The organism is Anabaena sp. CCY 9402-a, from assembly GCF_963920945.1.
Classification (GTDB): domain Bacteria; phylum Cyanobacteriota; class Cyanobacteriia; order Cyanobacteriales; family Nostocaceae; genus Trichormus; species Trichormus minutissimus.
This window is the reverse complement of sequence record NZ_CAWUDL010000027.1, coordinates 16,262-35,498: the sequence shown is the minus strand read 5'-3', so window position 1 is coordinate 35,498 and position 19,237 is coordinate 16,262. Positions and strand designations below refer to the sequence as shown.

Sequence of the window (19,237 nt, the reverse complement as noted above, 5' to 3'; positions counted from 1 at the left end):
TGCTTGTGTTAACCTCGATTCGGTTGCTTGTGAAAAAAGCGACACACTACCTTCTCTGTAACTTTTTTTGATCGCTTACAGTCATGTATATTAGCAGTGCTTGCAATAGGTATTGATGGGTTTTCCACTCAAACCTGACTTCAGGTACTGTTTGTGCATTGCCTTTAAGGTGCAACACCACACCCAGGAAAAGTCATGAAACTAAATCTTGCAAATCTACCAACCTCCACATCTGCTTTTGTCAACGAAGTTGTTACTGAGGAGTTCTCCGCTACAAGTGCTTTGATGCAACTGCTATGTCAGGAAATGCAAGCTCAAGTCAAAGCAACACCAAGGTGTGTAGAAGCTATAGCTGAACGCATTGCTAAGGAAGTTAAACGAATTTGTGATAAGAGTTCCCGAATTCAAACCTCTGGTCAAGTTCAGTCTTGGCAAATTACTTTATCTCGTCATCGCCTGCAAAAGTGCCTACATTATTATCAACTAGGTTCTAGACGGGGACGGGTGGAATTACACAGTAATTTGGGTGCGATGGTTTACCGTCATGTAACTATTGCAGGTTCGGAGTTGGGTTTTGATGGTCGCTACAGTCTGATTGAAGATTTTCTCCAAGCATTTTATATTGAAGCCATTAAAGCTTTTCGGCGGGAAAACGAACTACCAGAAGATTACACTCCGCGCACTCAGTTGCAATTAGCTGAGTATATGGCGTTTACTGAACAGTATGCCAAGCGACGGATTAATTTACCCGGTGGAAACAATCAACAGTTAGTTATTTTACGCGCTCAAGGTTTCGCTCGTCGTCAGCCCCAAGAGACAGCTGTAGACATTGAAATGGCAGTAGAATCTGCCAAAGGTGAGGAAGCCGAATCTTACCAACGGAACTCGGCGGTACAACAAATTAGAGCGCAAATGGTCGCTCAAGCTAATTTTGATCCCTCAGAAGAATCAGAACGCGATCGCATTATCTCAGAATTAGTTCAATATTTAGATTCTCAAGGACAATCTGACTGTGTAGATTACCTGACGTTGAAGCTGCAAGACCTACCGGCACCCGAAATTGACCAAATTCTCGGTCTTACTAGCCGTCAGCGTGATTATCTGCAACAACGCTTTAAATATCATGTGCAGAAGTTTGCCAAGCAACATCATTGGCAATTAGTACATCAATGGTTAGGCGCGGGTTTGGAGCAAAAATTGGGATTATCTGGTCAACAGTGGGAAACTTTAATGATTACCATATCTCCCCAACAACAGGAACTCTTACAACTAAAAATTGCTAAACATAGTGATCAGGCGATCGCTAAAACCCTGAAATGCACCCCTAAGCAACTACAAAAGCGTTGGACACAATTACTAGATATGGCGTGGGCTATCCGCAACGGTCATACTGAAATGCAAACAAGCTAAAAAATTTAATCAGAAGGATACTTTCTGCTAAGTTAAATCAGTGTTTCTTATTACCTACGCGACATCCCTCCTATTTATTTTCTGTTCTTAGCAAAATTATTAAGGAAGTTAAAATAACAACTGCAAGAATATTCAATTCTATTATTGGGTAATACTTTAGAACCCCGGTGCTGAGAAACCGGGGTTTTTGAATCTCACAAATAATTGAGGATTGCTATATTTTTAGTACATTAATACTACAAAAATCTCTAGATTTACCCTTATATAATCTCAATTAAAAATTCATATTAAGTAATTACTCATTTGCGCCCACTTCCGTGAAATCCTGGAATACGTGGGATTTGTGCAAAGGGATTGGGGATAATGATGACTCCAGGCGCACGGGCAAATCAGGCGGGGAAGATTTTAGAAAGTAATGTAGATGCAATATTAACTGGTCATGGATATTTTCAAATTGGCAATCATGTCACAAAAGAATATTTGCTCAATGCGAGTTTATTAAACAAACGTTATGCCAAGCAGGTTTATATTGGTAATGGTATTTATCAATCATCTCTCAAAGTTGATTTCTATGTTATGGGATTGCCCGCCATCCCTTCTGGATTAATTATTGAATGTAAATGGCAAGAGAGTGGCGGATCTGTCGATGAAAAATTTCCTTATTTAAACCTGAATATTCAAGACTATTATCCAGCACCAACCATAATAGTAATTGGCGGTGAAGGTATGCGAGAAGGGGCGATTAAATGGTTAAAAAAACAAGTTGACTATAATCATAATTTACTAGCAGTACATACTCTAGATCGATTTATAGCATGGTCTAATAAAAATTTCTAATATGATGTAATTAATAATTCTTTAACCATCCCTCTTTTTTGGATATTAGAATTAATAGAGCGTGCAGCTTCTATTATATAAATTTTAAATTCAATTTCTTTATACAAGTTTCTAATAAAATCAGCATCGGAATTGCAGATGACTACTTTCACACCACGACTTGCTAGCTCTGCACAGATATTTCTTAATTTTTCTTGCTCTTTTTCACTAAATGAACTTTGGTGATAACTCGTAAAATAACTAGTGCTACTGACAGGATGGTAAGGGGGGTCGCAAAATACAAAATCTTCACTGCCAGTGGCATAATTGAGGATATCTGTAAAATCTGCTTGTTTAATTTTAGATGTGGTAAGTGTGGCTGAAGCTGCTCGCAGCAAATCTTCTGGACAAATATTTGGATTTGTGTATTTCCCTAAAGGCACATTAAACTTACCTTGGGAATTAACGCGATATAGTCCGTTATAACAAGTTTTATTTAGATAAATGAATCTAGCCGCTTTCTCTAAATCATTGCCGCTAGAGTTAGCCCTAATACTATAATAGTAATCTTTGCCATGTCTAAGTTTATGCTCTTTTAAAAGCAGAATTAATTCTTCAACATGATCACGAACACAGCGATAAACAGTAATTAATTCTGCATTAATATCAGTTAGAATAGCCCTCTGTGGTCGCAGATAAAAAAATAGCGCACCTCCACCTAAGAATGGCTCGTAATAATTTTGATAATTCTTGGGTAAATAGGGAATATATTGTTGTATTAATCTACCTTTGCCCCCAGCCCACTTTAAAAAAGGACGCGGGCAAGTTTCCTTAGAAATTTCACTAACCATTGCACTGCAACTCAGCTATAAGCTAATAAATATAGCATCAGAGTTCAGAAAATATACAGGAGTCAGAGCAGAAAGAGAGTCAGGAAATAATTTGACTAAGGAATATACTCGTGATACCAAAACCTGAGCCAGCCTGAAATCTGAGTGCTGTGTTCTGAACTCTCACGATATTACTAATGAAGGATATTTTATATTAACTGAGTAGTTTTCTAGCACATATAGATTACAATAAGTAAGAATAAAGTACATCAAAACAAACTTCGAGTCTATAACAAGGCAGTTTCAATTAAAATGTTTGACGGATTTTGGGATAACGTTTTTCGCTACCCCCGCTACTTGATTACTATCGTATTAGGTCTTCTGCTAAACACCCTTGAGCCGTTGTTCCCACTATTAAAACGTCCAGTAACCTTAGTAGCTATTTTGGGTTTATTTATAGGTGGACTGGCATTCCTCACTTTCACATTACGGGCAATGCTGGGACTGAGTACGATCTAGACTAAAACTATATTATGGATTATGGATTGACGAAACTCAGTCCTGAGTCATGAGCGGTGATTCTCACTCAGCACGGGCTTACACCCTGCTACGCTAAAGGAACGCAGCACTTTTAACTCAGCACTTTTTATCCCCAGGGCAGTTACTGTTGTCCTATATTACTTATACTTGTTGTTGTCCAACCTCTGTGGAGAGGCATGATTTATATGGCTACAAATCGCCGCGTTTCCCGTGTTGCTGAATTGATTAAACGGGAAGTTAGCCAAATGCTGCTCAATGGCATTAAAGATGACCGTGTAGGCACAGGAATGGTTAGTGTAACTGATGTTGATGTTTCTGGTGATCTCCAACACGCCAAAATTTACGTCAGCATATATGGTACAGATGAAGCCAAGGAAGAAACAATGGCGGGTTTGAAGTCAGCCACTGGTTTTGTACGGAGTGAACTGGGGGCGCGGGTAAGGCTGCGTCGCACGCCGGAAGTGATGTTTATCGAAGACCGTTCTATTGAACGGGGAAATAAGGTGCTATCACTATTAAATAAACTGGAGTATGAGCGATCGCAAGACACGAGCGATGAAAGTGATGAGCAACTTTTAGAATAAGTAGTCTCTACGACTTTGTCACCAGAGAACAATGGATCTCCGAAGAATCCGCCAAACGATTTACAGACGTGGTTAAAGCACGTCTGTTTTTATATGGGGACAGGTGACAGGGGACAGGGGACAGGTGACAGGGGACAGGGGACAGGTGACAGGGGAGCAGAGGTGACTCAATTTGGAATTTATATGCCCAATACCCAATATTAGGGGTGATAGCCCCTAAAGCTTTTATAGGCAAAAATGTTACAATTTGGTAACAAAATTACTATATTTTATGTTCTGATAACTTTACTGACAGCAAAAACCACTAACTAAATAAAAATTCATAATTCTGTTGCTATGTACTTACGTAACTATATGTTATTAAATGATGACTTAAGTGATAACTACAACATTTGCGGCATCCTAGCTACGCCGCAAGTCGGATATGACTTTTAATAGCTACTGCTACTCTAGAAACATCTCATTTCACCCGGCGACAGATGTTGATCTCCACCAATCAGTTAGTAAAGAACACTGACCTTAATCTAGAAATTACTGTTTGCTTTAAGAAATTATTAACTTATGGCTCTTAATCAGCTTTCCTAGTGTACGGTAGCCGTTATATCAATAATATTGGCAATAGTTTATACACTAACTTGACCTAGAAACTTCTAATTTTGTAGTTATGGCGCAATCTGGGTATCTCTAAAATATGGTTCTAATGTTCTAATCAGCTTTCTCACTGGTTGAATTTATCAGCCAGTTCTTTTCCAAATGCGGCGTCATGGGGATAATGTCAGGGAAAGTTGACATTCTTAACATTTATTTACATAATTTAGGAGTGTCTAGCGTCAAAATGGAATCAGTTCCGTATAGTAAACTACAAAATCTTCAGCGCAAGTCTAAATCCTTGTCATGTTTGTTCCCCATTATTAGTGGGAACACTATTTACGTGTAAATTTGTGAGTAAAAACCATGAGTGTGAATACGGTGCCCTCTATAAATTACTACTCTCTAGATGTAATTCAGGACGAAGCACGCCGACTAGTAGAAAAAGGAATGGTTAGCCGACAGCAGCCTATATATACTCTCTGTCAATACATTCCCGCCAGAGAATGGGTTTGTGTAGAGTGCGAGTTAGAGAAGTGTGATTTCTTATTACGCGATCGCATCGGCGATCTGATTGGTCGTGAACAATGGGACAATGACTAATCCAGGATTATTATATGAATTTAGATTTTGGATTAGGATGTGACTGGATTTGGCTACAAATGATTGATTGTCCAAACTAAGGGGCAATCTCTGCTTTTGATAACTCTTTCCTGATCCAAAATCTGAGTATTTCCAATATCTCTAAAGTCTTTGACTCTGATGCGTAAAATTTTTCAGGTCAGTCACCCATAGAAACAAGCTTTTGTGTAAATCCAGTTTCATACATTAAGAATTTTTGTGTAAATTAATACAGGAGCAGCTTTACGTGTAAAACTGCTCCTGTATTTTTTCTACAGTTAAATATTGACTATTTACAGCCTCAACTAGAAAACTCTAAAACTTCCCTAAGTCCTGATTCATTTAGTAATGTAAGATTTTATTTTCTGTTCTATTTGGTCGCTAATAATTTCTTTACCTATACTGGGTTGCTCAAGATTAACCCGAACAAAATTAGTCTTATCTGCGGCTGTAAATTTATTGTCATTATTAGAATCTTTGATAATTTTGATAAAAACTGCATTTTGACTGGGGAGAACAACCCAGTTGATGATTTTGGTATTGTTTGGTGTGACTTGCTGTAGATTTTTTCCCGATAAATCTGAAATATAGCCAATTACAGCATCTTGTTGATTGAGTTGTTTATCTTTGTTAGTATCTTGGTCAATAATTTGATAAAGCCAAACTCTTGTAGGTGGCTTTGTTGCTGCTTTTGTTTCTATTAAATCAAACGAATTTATAATTGCTTGTTTATCGAGGAGAAGATGAGTTTCACCATCTTGTTTACGATAAAATATTAAGTTATGTAAAAAAGTTGTGTTATTTCGTTTACTGTAACTGTCGCTATCTAAAATACTTCCTTTGTCATACCTCTTTGTGGCATTCACAGGAATCATCAAATAATCTGACTGTTCTTTAATAGTGAAGTTACCATAGCTAATTTCTGTCTCTTTCTGTTCTTGTGCGATCGCTTTGGCTTGCTCTGTTCTTCTATCAAGACTAGCACTGCAAGACAAGCAGAAACTAGCTAAAAACAGGGTTAATGCCATGTCTCTCAAAAAACTATAATTATTTTTCATGCACTTCTCTAGGAGGATTTATTTGGGGATGTCCCATTTTATTGTCCCCTAGAAAATCAGCAAGTAAAAAAATAGCCCAAACAAATGGGCTTTTTAAGAATATTTAAGGTATTTGAAGAACCCTAAATCAAAATGTCATTTCCTTAATTGTTGAGATGACACTCCTTGCATTATTGATCATATCTTAACATTCTTTGTGATTCAAATCACCTACAACATGAAAAAACCTGGTAGAGATTGACCAGGTTTTTTCATGTTGTAGGTGATTTCAAATCTTTAAATTTAACCAACAAGTAATTGAGAAAGTTTCTGACTAGGGTGGACTCTACAACTAGCAAATTCAGCAATCTTTGTTTTTCCGCTTTGGGATTTGGCTTGGCCTTTTTGGGCTTTTTACCACATGACATAAATATGCCGAAATCTGCTGGGGCTGATGACGGGAGACACCGAGCCATTTGCCCGCTTGGTTTGGTTTACCTTATTTGGTGTCTTGATATTTAAGTTAGCACCGAGGTTGGTGATGATCAACGCTTGGTTTACTAAAGTTGATATTTCGTATATTTTTGCAATAACAATATAAAACTTTGATCCTCAACTAAGTAGAACAGGGTAAATAATAAAGGTTTGTAGTAAAAACTTTAGTTCTCTCTGCGTTCTCTCCGTTCCCTGCGGGACGCTCCGCGAATAAAAAGGACTAAAGTCCTTACTACGAACTTAATCCTAGTTTTTTACATTACTTAACATAGTTTGTTTGTTTCAAGTCGTTCTACTTATCTTTAATTGTGAGAACCCAGATTTCTCCAAGAAACCGGGGTTCTGAATTCATGAGATGCTTACCAATTCCACATGACGGAACTATCATCAAGATGATCGGTGACAATGTGGCCGATCGCATCAATTTGGGCAATTTCATCAGCAGAAAGTTTAACATCAGCAGCTAGGGCGTTGTCTTTGGCTTGTTCAGGATAACGCGCACCTGCGATCGCATTCGTTTGAGGTTGGGCAATTAACCAAGCTAGAGCCAACTGAGCCAAAGTACAATTATGGCGTTCAGCTATCGGACGCAATTTCTCTAAAGCTTGTTGAGCGCGTTCAAAGTTTTCGCCCTGAAATAGCTTATTTTTAGCGCGGTTATCTGCTGGATCAAACTGCTGTCCAGGGGCAAATTTCCCTGTCAACAATCCTTGGGCTAAGGGTGAATAAGCCAAGATAGAAATATTATGTTCCACACAATAAGGCATAGCATCCTGTTCTACCTGCCGCCAAAATAAAGAGTAGGGAGGTTGTAAGCTATCAATACGCCCATACTGCGCCGCTTCTGCTAATTGGCTACGGGAAAAGTTGGAAACACCAATGGCGCGAATTTTACCTTGTGCTTTGAGATCATTAAGGGCGTTCATGGTTTTCTCAATGGGTACAATCTGACTATTGAAAGAGCCAGACGGCCAATGAATCTGGTAAAGGTCGATATAATCAGTTTTGAGATTTTTGAGGGAGCGATCGCAAGCCTCAATTACTTGGTCATACTGGAGATGGTTAGCAAAAACTTTCGTCGCATACTCTACTTGATCACGCACATCAGATAAAGCCTCAGCAACAATCTGCTCAGAATGTCCTTCACCATAAACCTCGGCCGTGTCTATAGTGGTGATCCCAGCTTCAAAGGCAGATCGGATAGTTTTAATTGAGTCTGCATCTTCAATTCCCACCCACATTTTTTTACCAGCTTGCCAAGTTCCCATCAGGATGGGTGTGATGTATACATCAGATGTCCCCAGTCGTCGCTGCTCCATAACCTTTCCTTAATTCATATCCCTGGATAGTTTTATACTTTAGCGGTCTTCGCTCAAAATTAAATCAGAGTTACAGTAGATGCTCATGCTGATGGAATTAAATCAAACAGCGCATACGCTCAAAGAATGGACAGTTGCAGTTAATGCTTTAGAAACTGGCAAAACAATTATGTTACTGCGTAAAGGCGGTATTCATGAACAGCAAGGCCGTTTTCAAGTGGCGCATCAGCAGGTTTTGCTCTACCCCACCTATGAACATCAGCAATCTTGCTTACTTAAAGCTGAATATGCCAATCTTGTCCATCCAGTCACACCAGGATGGCATCCAGAAATAGTACGGATTGGTAGTTGGGCAGAGATTACCGACATTTTGCCAGTTAGTGACGAGTCAATTGTCAAGAGCTTATTACCCTTTCATATCTGGAATGAAAATTTTATCAGCGATCGCCTGAAGTGGAAACCCAAACAGCCAATATTTGTTCTCCTACTAAGGACTTATCAACTACCCCAAGCCCAAGAAATTCCCTATCGTGGGGTGTATGGTGGTTGCAAATCATGGATTGATATAGAATCACCTCTGCAACTACAAGGTTCAACCCCAGTTTTGTCTGATTCGTATTACCAAGAATTAGTAGCTGAAATTCATGGGATGGTGAGTGGTGAGTAATGAGTGCTGAGTAATGAGTAATGAGTAATGAGTGTTGTTAGCGGTAGCGCGGCGTTTAGCCGATGCTGAGTTTCTCCAAAGATGCGGAGCGGCTACTCTACGAGAACGCTAAGAGCGAACTCGCGCTTAGTACCTCTCCCCTAAAACTGTAGAGACGTTGCATGCAACGTCTCTACATATTCCCCCTTCCCTAGTAGGGAAGGGGGTTAGGGGGTTAGGTTTCGCGTTAGCTTTTCCATATAACGTGAAAAGTCAGGTCTGCTTGTCAGCATCTTGAATCATCTACTTTTCGTAATAAAAATTCAATAATTTCCAAAATAGTAATTCTTGATACATACACTTTTAGTACCAGCAGATAACATTAAAAAAATCTTATTCGTGCCTTAGATTGAAGCACAGACATTTGCACAACCTGTCTATCTATATAGCTTTCGAGAAGCAATCTAAATGCCGGACATTTATTTAAGTGATTGTACGATTTTAGATTGTAGATAAGTTGACTACCTTGGGAAGATTCAAAACTATCTCACAAGGGTGAAGAAGTATTGACAAAAACCTGCCAATATGCGAAGTAAGCAAAAAGCAAAGGAGTTTGCTATGTATCGACAAATGTGTTGGATATCTAAAACTAGCGATGACGGGGAAAAAATCTTATATCTGCAAGCTGCGCCTCATCAACCCTGGCGACCCTACACAACTTTCCCACAATTTTCAGTACCGGATTATCAAGTTCCAGGCGGCTCTAAGGGTTGGGCAACTTATCAAAAATTACTTAAAGCTGGTTGGACACTAGTATCCAGCGCACGAGCTAATGAATTTGGCAGCAGCGATTATGCAGAGTCAACAGCAAATAATCAACAGTCAAACAATTTTGGACTTTAGAGCCAGCGATTTTAAATTGACTCTCAATCCTAACCGTCAACCCTTCCCTACTCCTCATTCCTAGAAGTGGTTTGAGTTGTTGTGACTCTGGTATTGAGTTTTTTGACCAGATTTTGAATATTAGTCAGAGTTGCTGTTTTGATGGTTGGTTGCTGCTGTAACCATGAATTCGCCTGTTCTTCCCCTTGTTGGACTGCTAAGATCAACGCACCCCAAGTTTGAATTTCTGCTTTATTGGGGTTGACTTTCAGTGCTGCTAATACTCGTTTCCATAATCGACCTTTGTCTTTGTCAGCTTTTAAGAGGGTGACAATTTCTTGAGCATTCTGTGGTGAGTTCTCAAACACCTGTAAAGCCTTTTCCCAGCGACCATCAACTAAATCTGCTAGCACTTGTTGACTGGGACTTGCCCAAGTTTTATCAGCTTGGGTTTTAGTTAGCTGGGAGTGTAACCGAATTAGATCCATTTGTGCTTGCGCTGTGGCTGGTAAAACGCCTCGGCGTTGTTTCTTGATGGATTGCAACCATTGAAACGCAGGTGTCCACAAGCCACTCCGTGCAATGAAGAGAGCATTTTGGTAAGAATCATCCTTAATAGCTGATGGTGTGAGAGTAATTGCTTCTAGTTGCAGAGGTTTGAGGTATAACTTGACAGCTTTGACTTGGTAAACCTGTAACTGTGGTTCTAAACCGACAGTTTGATCAATTACCAGTTCTTTGGCACTATCACCCGTTACCTGCTCCCATTTGGGTAGTTGACCATTGGGACTTGTCCAAGACACCATTTGTTGTAGGTTAGCCCGTTCTGGATTGTAGTAGACAATCTCACCGTAGGCGATCGCATGAGTTCCTTGTTGACGCTGACCCCGCAAATAAAACCAGACTCCCCTTCCTGGTGTTTTCCCTTCAAAGCGTTGCACCTCAGTCAAAGGTAAGCTATCACTAACTTCTGGATTTTCTGATGTGGGATCAATTAGGGGCGCAAGAGCCACAGATTCTTCCAGTCCTGCGATCGCTAGTTGGTTAGTTAAACGATAAAATTTTTCGGGCTGTGCTTGGTATTGTAGGTTTTCTAAGTGATATACCCTGAGTTCGACAACTTCTTGACAATCAGACTGACAGTTGGGACGCTGGCGCAACACTGGGAGGAGAAAAGAGTTATCTTCATTATCTAAAGCTATCGTGTCGCCGACAATTTTGTGTTTGTGACTCAAACTATCCCGAATTTGTTGGACGGTTTGGGGGTATTCGCTCTGACTCATGGGAATTTGCGCCCACTCTGGTAAAACACTATTGAGCCAACCCACCTGTTGGGGATCGAAAATCAAGAGAACACCAATCCAAGTAAAAGAGATAACTAACCCAGCACCAGTAAGTAAAATTGCGATCGCTATAATTGAAGACAACTTTATCCTCTTTCTTTTGCAGGATTGAGGTTTGGAGGAAACACCCTCAATTACATCAACAGTGGGCTGATTGTCCCCAGAAGGATAGCGATGTGCCATGTTCGTTCTCTGTCAATCTACAGTGCGAGTTTTGTTTATTGTTTCTCTTTTATACTCGCGCTTTGACTTATTGCCTAGCAGTAAGGTTAGTTAAATTTTACAATGGGGACTGGGAAATGGGGATTGGGGACTAAGAATTTTAGATTTTAGATTTTAGATTGTGGATTTTGGATTGAATAATTAAAAATTCAAAATTGAAAGGCTGGGAATTGGGGATTGGGAACTGGGGACTGGGGAAGAAAAACGTACTATCGGCGGAAATGAATATACCGTTTCAAATGACGCAAAAGCTTGAAATACAATTCTTTTGATTTGCGGTACTAATCTAAGGTAGTTTTTCATCCGTTATTAAAAAAAAAGGTTTGGCTCATCACCAAACCTCTCTTTAAATCCAGTGCATAACAACATCCCGGATTAATTTACCTATTATTTTCATCCTTTCGCATCTTCCTATGGGATGTATGCAAATACTGCAAAAACTGATATTACATTATTTAAGTATTAACTAATACACCTAAGATAATTTATTTCCTCAACTTTTTGTTTCATGTTATTTTTCCACAAAAAATTAATGAATATTAATGTAACTAATACACAAAAAAAGACGGGTGCGACCCGTCTAAATAGCTTGAAAGTGGCAAATACACCTTGGACTCGGATAAATAGTAAATTTAATAGGTTGTAAGGAATTATAGATAAAGTTAACAGCAAGAACAGCGATTGATGCCGTAATTGATGTTGTAACTACACTCATCCTTGCAATGAGTACCAAAATATCAGATAGAATTTTCGAGAAGTTGCCAAAATGCCAAAATCTTTATTTGCATTTTGGTTTGCGATAGCTTGAACATAGCGCAAAAAAAGCAGTTTGATAAATTGCGAACTAGACATTAATTAAGCACGTCTCAGATGATAGTTGTGTTCTAGGAAATCAACTAGCCAGTCTTTAACACGACGGGTAGCGCGACAGTCGTCTTCGTTGTAGCGGCTGATGATTTCTAGTAAAGTGCGATCGCCTGTTTCTAACCATTGATCATACCAGTAAATACATTTAGCACCACTAGCTTCTTGATCACGCCATGCAAATCCTAACCATTTAGCGATCGCTTTTAAAGCATAACTTTCTATGGGTAAAGCTACAGTTTCGGTGAGGTGTTCATAAATATCGACAAACCGATTCAAGACTGGCTGGACTAATCTGTGAGGAGTATGGTACAACCTGCCTAGGCGTTTGACTGTATCTAGTTCGTAGACGCAAAAATGATAAATTGGGGCTTGGGGATATTGCCAGACTAAGTCTAGAAATTGTTGCCAAATTAATTCTTCTTGTTCTGGATTCTCTGCTAAAAAACCATAAAACTCTTCAGTGTTGGTTTGCGTATTAACTACCAACACCCCTAAAAGATAATCTAAATTTAAATCTGGCTGCGCTTCAATATCAAAATACAATTCGATGGGAGATTTGGCGGTGATATCCTGATAGGGATGGGGGAATGGTAAAATTAATGGTCGGTTTTCTAAGACAGATTGGGCTTGGATAACTAATTTGACTGCGACTTGAGAATCAAAACCCGTGAGATTTTCTAAAATAGTGGGACTAGTATCAGCGAGAGATTCTAGGGTGTTAATAGAGAGGGTTTGCAATTGGGCGTAACGGAGGGGTGTTACTCCCGGTAAGAGTGAGAGGTGTTGCTGAGAATGAGCGATCGCATAACATTGACTATGCCATGAACAAAGATTACACTTCTGACGGGAAATAAATATTTCTGGACTAGTTTCCGCCTCCAAAGCCTCCATGAACTCCTGCAAAATTCCCTGCATTTGCGGTGTCCATTTCGATAAATCTACAGTGTATTGTGCCTGTTTACTACGTAGCATTAACCAAGCTGTTCGCGGTGTCACGCCTTGGACTGTGGCTAAAACTTGGGTATGAAACGCGGAAACAACTTGGTATTCTTGTTTGGGACGCTTACCCAGTTCAATATTCACAGCTTCATAAACCCAGTCACCAAGCAGCGATTTTCCTGGCTGTTTGACAAGTAAATCAGGACGACTGAGGAGGGTATGGTTAACGTATTCCGTTTCTGCGTCTACTAACTGACTGTAATTAGCTAACAGCACCCCTTGATAAATGTAATCAACCCCCTGCTGCATCAATTCTATAGTGGCTGCTTGTGCTGCTTCCCAGTTTCCTCTGGGGTAATCTGGTTTTTGATAGGGGAATTGAGCCAAAATACTCAAGCGATGAGCGTTTTTGTCCTGTTGTAGTTTGAGTAACAATTCATTAGGCGCATCTCGTCGGCTTCTGTCACCGTGAATATCTAAAACAGGGCGACGCTTACAGCGTTGGTATTGCAGAAGGTGATCAGCATTAATTAACATTCAGTATAGTCAACCGTTTGCGGAATTAAAATTCAAAATTAAAGACAATCAGTGAGGGCTTATAGCTTACTTACCGTAGGCTACTCAGAATTAATTACCCTGTCTACCCTGTAACCTGTAACCTGTCACCTGTCACCTATCACCTGTCACCTATCACCTCCATTTCCTACTCATTAAGCATTGAGAATGGGAAACTAAGAAAACAAGCTATTTTGAATTTTAAGTTGTTTATGACTACTATTTCCACAGCACAAGCCAGATTGCATCACCATCGGGAACAATTTCCGGCTTTAGCTAATAAGCTTTATTTTAACTATGGTGGGCAAGGGACGATGCCTAAAGCCACAATGGACACGATTAACCAAACTATAGCGCACATCCAGGATATTGGCCCCTTTGGGAATGAGGCTGGTAATTGGTTAACAGCACAAATGCAAACCGTCAGAGAAGCGATCGCATCTGAGTTAAACGTCACAACTGATACAATCGCTTTTACGGATAATGTAACTGTGGGTTGTAATATCGCCATGTGGGGGATATCCTGGCAAGCTGGCGACCATATTTTACTCTCAGACTGCGAACATCCAGGAGTAATTGCTACTACCCAAGAACTTAGCCGCCGGTTTGGGGTAGAAGTGAGTATTTGTCCCCTAAAAGCCACGTTGAATGAGGGCGACCCGGTAGCAATTATTGCCCAAAATTTGCGTCCCCAGACTCGCTTAGTGGTATTAAGTCACGTTTTTTGGAACACTGGACAAGTGCTACCTGTAGAGAAAATCGTGGAGGTATGCAGAAACAATAATTCTTTTTTATTAATAGATGCAGCCCAATCTGTGGGTGCTTTACCTTTGAACTTAACAGAGTTGGGGGTAGATTTCTATGCTTTCACAGGTCACAAATGGTTATGCGGCCCTGAAGGTGTGGGGGGTTTGTATGTGCGTCCAGAAGTGCTAAACAGTCTGCATCCTACCTTTATTGGCTTGTATGGAATCATTGTTGATAGCCATTCCCAGCCAGTGGACTGGAAACCGGATGCAAGGCGATATGAAGTATCTACCCCAGCTTATCCATTGTATTTTGGTTTACGAGAGGCGATCGCAATTCATCAACAATGGGGAACACCCCAGGAACGTTACGCCCAAATTTGCCGCAATAGTGAATATCTCTGGCAACGTTTAGCTGCATTACCCGATGTGAAATGTCTTTGTACTGCACCCCCGGAATGCGGTATTGTTTCTTTCCAACTCACTAACCACCATTCTCTCAAGTTGGTGCAATTTCTTGATACTCAAAAGATTTTAACCCGGACAATTGCCGACCCAAGTTGTACCCGCGCCACCGTCCACTATTTGACCCTGGAATCGGAAATCGACCAATTGGTTGAAGCGGTAGCCCAATTTTGCCGCATTGGTTGACGAGTGCTGAGTTTAAATCTTAGAAGCAGTGATAGGCGATCGCAATTAATCGCAATTAATATAGATGAGCCACAATGACAATGTGTAATAAACTCATCTACTGCCAAGTGATTGTGTAAGAATCCAGAGAACCTTTACCCTTACCTTGTCGCCAACAATTATCTGCTTCCCATGCGCCGTTTTCTGTCTTGCGTTTACGGCTGCGGACGGTGAGGGTGTTATTTTCTAACTTCAGTAAGTGGTATTGCCAAGGTTCGGCGGTGGTGAGTTCGTGGGTGGGTGCGCCGAATGTTCCCGCACAGATGCGAAACAGTCCCCGTTCTGCGTCGTATTCATAAAAGCTTTTTTGGGCTTGGTGGACGTGTCCGTGTAGGAAGAAGCGGAAACCTGCAACAGCTAACTGTTCCATGAAGCTTTCGTCTTTGATGCGGTCTTCCGATGCGCTATCTAGGGGATGATGCCAGACTGCAATTTTGATGCAGTTTTGATAATCTTGATTGCGGCGAATTTCTGTTAGGGCTTTGGTGAGCGCATTAATTTTAATGCTGGCACGGGATTTGTAATGATGATCCAATTGCCAAGCGGAGTTTAACCCTAGAATCAGCAGGTTTTGGTTGGGGAAATGGTCTAGGGTGTATTGCTGGTCATAGTCTAGGGGATAGGGTTGGTTTTTGATAGTTTGGTAGAAGTTGCTGAAGTGTTCAAAGCGTTGTTTGTATTTTTCTTTGTCTGCAACTTCAATATAATTACCGCCATCATCTATGTAAATTTCTTGATCAAGTTTACCCTGATACCTTTCACGACGATATGCAGTGTGAGCATCTTGTGCTATTTGCCAGTTGAGGTCATGATTGCCGGGAACGATGATAATTTGCTCAGGCTTGAGGGCGAAATCTTGGCGGAGTTCGTCAAGGAATTGTTTGGCTGCTGCGTATTCGTCGCTGGTTGATTTGTTGGCGATGTCGCCGGAGAGAATGAGGGCATCAAGTTGAGGAATTTCGAGTTCATTTCGCAAGTCAGTTGCTAGTTGGTTAGACCAAAGTTTGGCTTGGTCTAGTGTGCCAAAGTGCAGGTCTGAGAGGTGGAGGATGTGCATGAGTCTTATATATACTGTTAGCTCATTATTACTAGTAATAAATATTTCTTTTGAATCAGAATGAGCTAAAGAGTAATTATAATATTTACATCGCTTTTGTAGTCTATATATTTCTGACAGAGTTTTATTAATAACATCACCTATAGTTATCTTTGACAAAAGCCTAACTAGTGAAATTAGGAGTTCGCAATTTTCAATTTTTCCTAAAGCATAAACCGCATTTTTAATTACATCTATATTTTCATCATGTAATGCTTCAAGTAGTTCTAATTGTGAATCTTCTCCACCGATTTGTCCTATTGCAAAAGCAGCAGAAGCACGTATATTTGCATCTTCATGCTTGAGATTACGCAGTAAAATAGGGAGTACCTTTTTGCTACCGATCTGCCCAAGAGAATGTATGATAAAGTTATTGAATTTATTTTCTTCTAAAAGTTTTATTAAAGCTGGAATAGCAGTTTCACTACCAAGTTTTCCAAGTGCCCTGATAACTGATAACTGAACTATTCTACCCTCGTTATTGAGCATTTCTTGTTTTAACTTATGTTGAGATTTACTAATAGCCTCTAACTGAGACTCTAATTCTGTTAACTGCTCTTTATTATTTAATTCACTTTTATTATAAATAATCGCTGAAACTTCATTTCCTAGAACTTCAATTAAAATTGGAATTACGGATTTATCTCCTATTTCTCCTAAAGCATAAGCTGCTTCCCTACGAACATTATAATTTGAGTCTTTAATAGTTTGAATTAGAGCATAGATTGAGGTACTACTAGCAATTTTACCCAGCGCAGCAGCAGCACTAGAACGTATAGTAGCATTGCTATCATCCAAAGCCTTTATAAGAGCAGGAATTGCATTATAACTCTTAATTTGTCCTAATGCCTTCGCTGCATCTGAACGGATAAATACAAAATTTTGTTCGTTCTCTAAAGTCTGAATTAGGCTAGGAATTGCAATTTTGTTACCTATTTCTCCTAATGTATAGACAGCTTTCACCCGACTATCCGTATCTCCATCTTCTAGAGTTTGAATTAGAGTAACAAGTGCAAGCTCACCACCTATTTTGCCTATGGCAACTGCAATACTAATATAGCCCTCTAATTCATTCTCATAGAATAGAGCTTGAAGTAAATCAGGCATAATATCTACACTGCCAACTTGCCCTAGAGCAAGACCAGCACTCAACCGAACATTGTAATTTTCATTTTTATTAATTAATATTTTTAATAATTCAGAAACTACAACATTACTTCTGATTCTACCTAAACTTGTAATAATGCTTGCTCGAACATCAGAAACTTCATTTTCTAGAGCTTCTATTAGTTTGGGAATAGCTGTGTCACTAGCAATCTCTCCTAAGCTTTCAGCCGCACTCTTACAAACATCAGGATCTTGATCATATAGAGTTTTAAGGAGGTATGAAACTGCACTAATAGAACGTGTATTACTGAGAAGATAATTAATAAGTTGTTTAGAGACTTCTAACCTAGCAACCAAATCAACCGTCTGCGGCTGCAACTCTGGCTTTACAGCACCTGCTAATTTTGCACCTAACTGCCAATCTACCTCTAAAGCTAAGTTCACCACTCGCACCGCCTGCGCCCCATCATCTACCAATTCCAGCATCAATTTCAGGGGTTCAGTCCATTTCAAATAATTTAAATACTCTCGCTGGAGACAGTCATCACTGAGGCTTGGTAACTGCTTGAGCAAACATTCGGCGGTGTAATATTCCTGAATTAGTTGGTGGCGAAATTCAATTTGATTATTTGCCCCAAGTTGAATTAGGTGATGGTTGAGTAAATCTTGCAGCCAGTTTAAAGCTCTGTCGCGTGGTTTATCAAATTGCTCATCTCGCAAAAACTGGGTTAAAACTTCCTCTGCTTCTAACCTGGGTATGGCAACATTTAATTCTGTCAGCTTATCCCCTTTAGTCATGGAGAATGCCAGATGTTTTAATAACGCGAACCAGTTACGCCAGGAGTCATCTGCAACTGGAATACCTTGGCGAAATTTACGTTCATAGCTTTGGGTAAACTGGCGAAACACCAAACCCAAGTTCGGCGGGATGTCTCCTGTGGCTTGAAACAATGAACACAGCATCCACAGCAGCAACGGTGTTTCTCCAAACTCCCGCAACCTGTCGCCTAAGTGCTGTAACATCTGCTCACCCTGTTCTGGCAAATAGGCGCGGACAAATCCCTGCATCTGTTCTGTTGTCAGGGGTTGCATTTCCAGCTTTTTAGTAATACCTAAATCACCCCCCACGCCTAAATCCCGCGTGGTAAATATCATCGGCGTGGTTTTTTGGTAGTCTTGCCGGAATTTAGATAAATCTTGCCGCGCTTTCTCTGAGGGCAATTCGTTAATACCATCCACCAGCAGCAAAAATTCCCCGTCAAACAGCAGTTGTTCTATAGTTGCAGTCTCCAACAGTAGGCGATGGCGCATCAAGAAACCCCGAATCAAGTCCAGGACTGAGGTTTGGTAATAGCGCAACTCTACTAGGATGGGGATTTGACCTAACCCCCCAACCCCCTCTCCTACATTCGCGCAGCGTGCCGAAGGCAGGGAAGGGGGAGAATTAGCTCCCCTCTCCGCGTCGGGGAGGGGTTGGGGGAGGGGTTTCTCCGCTTCCTCCAGCAACAACCGCGCCAACGCTGTCGATTTCCCCGAACCAGGCCGCCCTACTAGCAAAACGTGTTCTTGAGCATACTTCCGCAACCCTGCCAGCACGTCTAAACGCTCAACTTTCTCCTGCTCTGCGTTCCTTTCTTCCTTGCCAGATTGCACCGTCTGCACCATAAAATCTAACAGTAGCGGTGATTGCTTCTGCTCAACTCGCTGCTGTCCCACTACATCCGTCAATGTGTAAGCATTCCACCATTGGGCATAATCATTGCAGAGTGATTGTAGGTAGTCATTCCAGTTGATCATGGTGTGCGGAATTGTGGGATGCTGATTTTGGGCAAAGGGCAAGGGTGAAATATTTTTGACTTCACCTCTAGTAGTCCATCAAATTTGAGTTGAGGGATAAGCAAGTT

Annotated in this window: 14 protein-coding genes; 8 read left to right on the top strand and 6 right to left on the bottom strand. The window is 40.4% G+C overall.

The features are described from left to right. Positions 1 to 195 precede the first annotated feature (195 nt). Positions 196 to 1,410: a HetZ-related protein gene (locus ACM0OR_RS12145; protein WP_323266501.1), complete on the top strand. Its 1,215-nt coding sequence runs from the start codon at positions 196 to 198 to the stop codon at positions 1,408 to 1,410. A 366-nt stretch (positions 1,411 to 1,776) separates the two neighbouring features. Beyond that, complete coding sequence (locus ACM0OR_RS12140; RefSeq protein ID WP_414576422.1) at positions 1,777 to 2,247, top strand: PD-(D/E)XK nuclease superfamily protein; 471 nt, start codon at positions 1,777 to 1,779, stop codon at positions 2,245 to 2,247. Here the strand turns inward: ACM0OR_RS12140 and ACM0OR_RS12135 are convergent. Continuing rightward, entirely contained in the window at positions 2,244 to 3,077 is an 834-nt protein-coding gene (locus ACM0OR_RS12135) for a DNA adenine methylase (protein ID WP_414576395.1), read from the bottom strand. The two genes, ACM0OR_RS12140 and ACM0OR_RS12135, sit on opposite strands and share 4 nt — an antisense overlap. A gap of 291 nt (positions 3,078 to 3,368) precedes the next feature. Here ACM0OR_RS12135 and ACM0OR_RS12130 point away from each other — a divergent pair, with 291 nt between their 5' ends. The 3 genes from ACM0OR_RS12130 to ACM0OR_RS12120 all read left to right on the top strand — a co-directional run bounded on the left by ACM0OR_RS12130 (position 3,369) and on the right by ACM0OR_RS12120 (position 5,371). After that, positions 3,369 to 3,575: a DUF751 family protein gene (locus tag ACM0OR_RS12130; protein ID WP_190703384.1), complete on the top strand. Its 207-nt coding sequence runs from the start codon at positions 3,369 to 3,371 to the stop codon at positions 3,573 to 3,575. A gap of 206 nt (positions 3,576 to 3,781) precedes the next feature. Next, positions 3,782 to 4,180 carry a 30S ribosome-binding factor RbfA gene (rbfA, locus tag ACM0OR_RS12125; RefSeq protein ID WP_190703386.1) on the top strand — a complete coding sequence of 133 codons (399 nt, stop codon included), beginning with the start codon at positions 3,782 to 3,784 and terminating at the stop codon, positions 4,178 to 4,180. Positions 4,181 to 5,134: 954 nt separating this feature from the next. After that, positions 5,135 to 5,371, top strand: coding sequence for a DUF4327 family protein (locus ACM0OR_RS12120; protein WP_011319422.1), 237 nt, complete (start codon positions 5,135 to 5,137; stop codon positions 5,369 to 5,371). Between the two features lie 356 nt (positions 5,372 to 5,727). Here the strand turns inward: ACM0OR_RS12120 and ACM0OR_RS12115 are convergent, their stop codons facing one another. Then, the gene (locus tag ACM0OR_RS12115) at positions 5,728 to 6,447 is read right to left on the bottom strand and encodes a hypothetical protein (RefSeq protein WP_414576394.1); all 720 of its coding nucleotides are present in this window, start codon (positions 6,445 to 6,447) and stop codon (positions 5,728 to 5,730) included. Between the two features lie 833 nt (positions 6,448 to 7,280). Continuing rightward, on the bottom strand, positions 7,281 to 8,240 hold the full coding sequence (locus tag ACM0OR_RS12110; protein ID WP_414576393.1) for an aldo/keto reductase: 960 nt from the start codon (positions 8,238 to 8,240) through the stop codon (positions 7,281 to 7,283). Between the two features lie 85 nt (positions 8,241 to 8,325). On the opposite strand from ACM0OR_RS12110, the gene ACM0OR_RS12105 reads away from it, so the two are divergent. Both ACM0OR_RS12105 and ACM0OR_RS12100 read left to right on the top strand, forming a co-directional pair. Beyond that, positions 8,326 to 8,907, top strand: a complete 582-nt coding sequence (locus ACM0OR_RS12105; protein WP_414576392.1) for a DUF1802 family protein — start codon at positions 8,326 to 8,328, stop codon at positions 8,905 to 8,907. Between the two features lie 597 nt (positions 8,908 to 9,504). After that, complete coding sequence (locus ACM0OR_RS12100) at positions 9,505 to 9,789, top strand: hypothetical protein (RefSeq protein WP_323266506.1); 285 nt, start codon at positions 9,505 to 9,507, stop codon at positions 9,787 to 9,789. A 47-nt stretch (positions 9,790 to 9,836) separates the two neighbouring features. Here the strand turns inward: ACM0OR_RS12100 and ACM0OR_RS12095 are convergent, their stop codons facing one another. Further along, positions 9,837 to 11,195: a hypothetical protein gene (locus ACM0OR_RS12095; RefSeq protein WP_414576391.1), complete on the bottom strand. Its 1,359-nt coding sequence runs from the start codon at positions 11,193 to 11,195 to the stop codon at positions 9,837 to 9,839. Positions 11,196 to 12,188: 993 nt separating this feature from the next. After that, complete coding sequence (locus ACM0OR_RS12090; protein ID WP_414576390.1) at positions 12,189 to 13,676, bottom strand: TM0106 family RecB-like putative nuclease; 1,488 nt, start codon at positions 13,674 to 13,676, stop codon at positions 12,189 to 12,191. Between the two features lie 230 nt (positions 13,677 to 13,906). On the opposite strand from ACM0OR_RS12090, the gene ACM0OR_RS12085 reads away from it, so the two are divergent. Next, complete coding sequence (locus ACM0OR_RS12085) at positions 13,907 to 15,091, top strand: aminotransferase class V-fold PLP-dependent enzyme (RefSeq protein WP_414576389.1); 1,185 nt, start codon at positions 13,907 to 13,909, stop codon at positions 15,089 to 15,091. Positions 15,092 to 15,188: 97 nt separating this feature from the next. Here ACM0OR_RS12085 and ACM0OR_RS12080 read toward each other — a convergent pair whose 3' ends face one another. Continuing rightward, complete coding sequence (locus tag ACM0OR_RS12080; protein ID WP_414576388.1) at positions 15,189 to 19,130, bottom strand: HEAT repeat domain-containing protein; 3,942 nt, start codon at positions 19,128 to 19,130, stop codon at positions 15,189 to 15,191. Positions 19,131 to 19,237 lie beyond the last annotated feature (107 nt).

Bases quoted from the DNA above. Each gene is read 5' to 3' on its own strand.
- ACM0OR_RS12145 (WP_323266501.1), top strand. From the start codon at position 196: ATGAAACTAAATCTTGCAAATCTACCAACCTCCACATCTGCTTTTGTC.
- ACM0OR_RS12140 (WP_414576422.1), top strand. From the start codon at position 1,777: ATGACTCCAGGCGCACGGGCAAATCAGGCGGGGAAGATTTTAGAAAGT.
- ACM0OR_RS12135 (WP_414576395.1), bottom strand. From the start codon at position 3,077: ATGGTTAGTGAAATTTCTAAGGAAACTTGCCCGCGTCCTTTTTTAAAG.
- ACM0OR_RS12130 (WP_190703384.1), top strand. From the start codon at position 3,369: ATGTTTGACGGATTTTGGGATAACGTTTTTCGCTACCCCCGCTACTTG.
- rbfA (WP_190703386.1), top strand. From the start codon at position 3,782: ATGGCTACAAATCGCCGCGTTTCCCGTGTTGCTGAATTGATTAAACGG.
- ACM0OR_RS12120 (WP_011319422.1), top strand. From the start codon at position 5,135: ATGAGTGTGAATACGGTGCCCTCTATAAATTACTACTCTCTAGATGTA.
- ACM0OR_RS12115 (WP_414576394.1), bottom strand. From the start codon at position 6,447: ATGAAAAATAATTATAGTTTTTTGAGAGACATGGCATTAACCCTGTTT.
- ACM0OR_RS12110 (WP_414576393.1), bottom strand. From the start codon at position 8,240: ATGGAGCAGCGACGACTGGGGACATCTGATGTATACATCACACCCATC.
- ACM0OR_RS12105 (WP_414576392.1), top strand. From the start codon at position 8,326: ATGCTGATGGAATTAAATCAAACAGCGCATACGCTCAAAGAATGGACA.
- ACM0OR_RS12100 (WP_323266506.1), top strand. From the start codon at position 9,505: ATGTATCGACAAATGTGTTGGATATCTAAAACTAGCGATGACGGGGAA.
- ACM0OR_RS12090 (WP_414576390.1), bottom strand. From the start codon at position 13,676: ATGTTAATTAATGCTGATCACCTTCTGCAATACCAACGCTGTAAGCGT.
- ACM0OR_RS12085 (WP_414576389.1), top strand. From the start codon at position 13,907: ATGACTACTATTTCCACAGCACAAGCCAGATTGCATCACCATCGGGAA.
- ACM0OR_RS12080 (WP_414576388.1), bottom strand. From the start codon at position 19,130: ATGATCAACTGGAATGACTACCTACAATCACTCTGCAATGATTATGCC.